1 protein-coding gene is annotated in these 1,459 nt (G+C 64.8%); it reads left to right on the forward strand.

Annotated elements, in window-relative coordinates:
* Positions 1 to 72 precede the first annotated feature (72 nt).
* Positions 73 to 1,449 (forward strand): IS30 family transposase, encoded by a 1,377-nt coding sequence (locus AB0L63_RS32695; protein ID WP_364509009.1) that lies wholly within the window; start codon positions 73 to 75, stop codon positions 1,447 to 1,449.
* The last annotated feature ends 10 nt before the right edge of the window (positions 1,450 to 1,459 follow it).

A 1,459-nucleotide genomic window follows, 5' to 3' on the forward strand; every position in this document is an offset into this window, starting at 1 on the left:
ATTGCTCAGGCTCAACCGGTGGACGCAACACCCGAGGTCATGGAGGGTGTTATGGGAAGGCCATCGGACTGGATGCGGGAGGTAACCGGGCGAGCTCCGATGCGGTCGCCGGGCGCTCCCGGGACGCAGCGTTCGGTGGAGCGCCTGTTCTGGGACAAGATCGCCGAGGGCATGCTTCCAGCGGAAGCCGGTGTCGCAGTAGAGGTATCGCCTGTCAAGGGCAGTCGATGGTTCCGAGATGCTGGCGGGATGTCACCGTACTCGTGGCCTCGTCCCGGCGGCCGCTACCTGCGCTTCGCCGAACGCGAGGAGATCGCGCTGCTCAAAGCCCAGGGCAACGGCGTGCGCCAGATCGCGCGGGTGCTCGGCCGCAGCCCATCGACAATTTCGCGGGAGTTGCGACGCAACGCCGCAACGCGCAGCGGGAAACTGCATTACCGCGCGTCGGTGGCGCAATGGAAGGCCGAACTGTTCGCCCGCCGGCCCAAGACCGCCAAACTCGTCAACAACCCGCGACTGCGCAACTACGTCCAGGCGCGCCTGTCCGAACCGATCATCGACGAGCGCGGCAACACCGTCAAAGGCCCGACGACGCGCACCTGGACCGGCCGCAACAAACCCCACCGCGCCGACCGCGCGTGGGTGCAGGCATGGAGTCCCGAGCAGATCGCCAAGCGACTGCGCATCGACTTCCCCGACGACGAGTCGATGCGGATCAGCCACGAAGCCATCTACCAGGCACTCTATATCGAGGGCCGAGGCGGACTCAGTCGTGAACTGATCTTGAACCTGCGGACCGGTCGCTCGTTGCGGATGCCTCGGGCCCGCTCGAAACGCGTGGCCTGGGCGCACGTGACCCCGGATGTGTTGATCAGCGAACGCCCCGCCGAGGCGAACGATCGCAAGGTCGCCGGGCACTGGGAGGGTGACCTCATCATCGGCGCCGAACGCTCCGCGATCGCCACCCTCGTCGATCGGAGCACTCGATACACGATGCTGGTTCACCTGCCCCGCGAACGAGGATGGGCGACCAGCGCCCCGGTCAAGAATGGTCCAGCACTGAGCGGTTACGGAGCCGCGTCGACGAACAAGGCCCTCTCGACGGCACTGGCAAAGCTGCCGACGAACATGGTGAAGTCGCTGACCTGGGACCGGGGAAAAGAACTGTCTGCCCATGCGGAACTGACGGCCCAGACTGGTGTCGCGGTCTACTTCGCTGATCCACATAGCCCATGGCAGCGCGGGACCAATGAGAACACGAATGGCCTTCTGCGCCAGTACTTTCCGAAGGGCACCGACCTGTCACGGTGGAGTAAGCGGGACTTGGCGGCGGTCGCTCACGCACTCAACACGCGACCGCGGAAGGTCCTTGGGTGGCGCACTCCGGCCGAGGCGATGGAACAGCATCTACAATCGCTTCAACAACGAAATGTTGCTTCGACCAGTTGAATTCGCCTTG

The sequence above is a fragment of the Nocardia sp. NPDC051990 genome (genome assembly GCF_040680755.1).
Lineage (GTDB): Bacteria > Actinomycetota > Actinomycetes > Mycobacteriales > Mycobacteriaceae > Nocardia.

Excerpts from the sequence above, each read along its gene's own strand:
- AB0L63_RS32695 (WP_364509009.1), top strand. The coding sequence starts at position 73 with ATGCGGGAGGTAACCGGGCGAGCTCCGATGCGGTCGCCGGGCGCTCCC.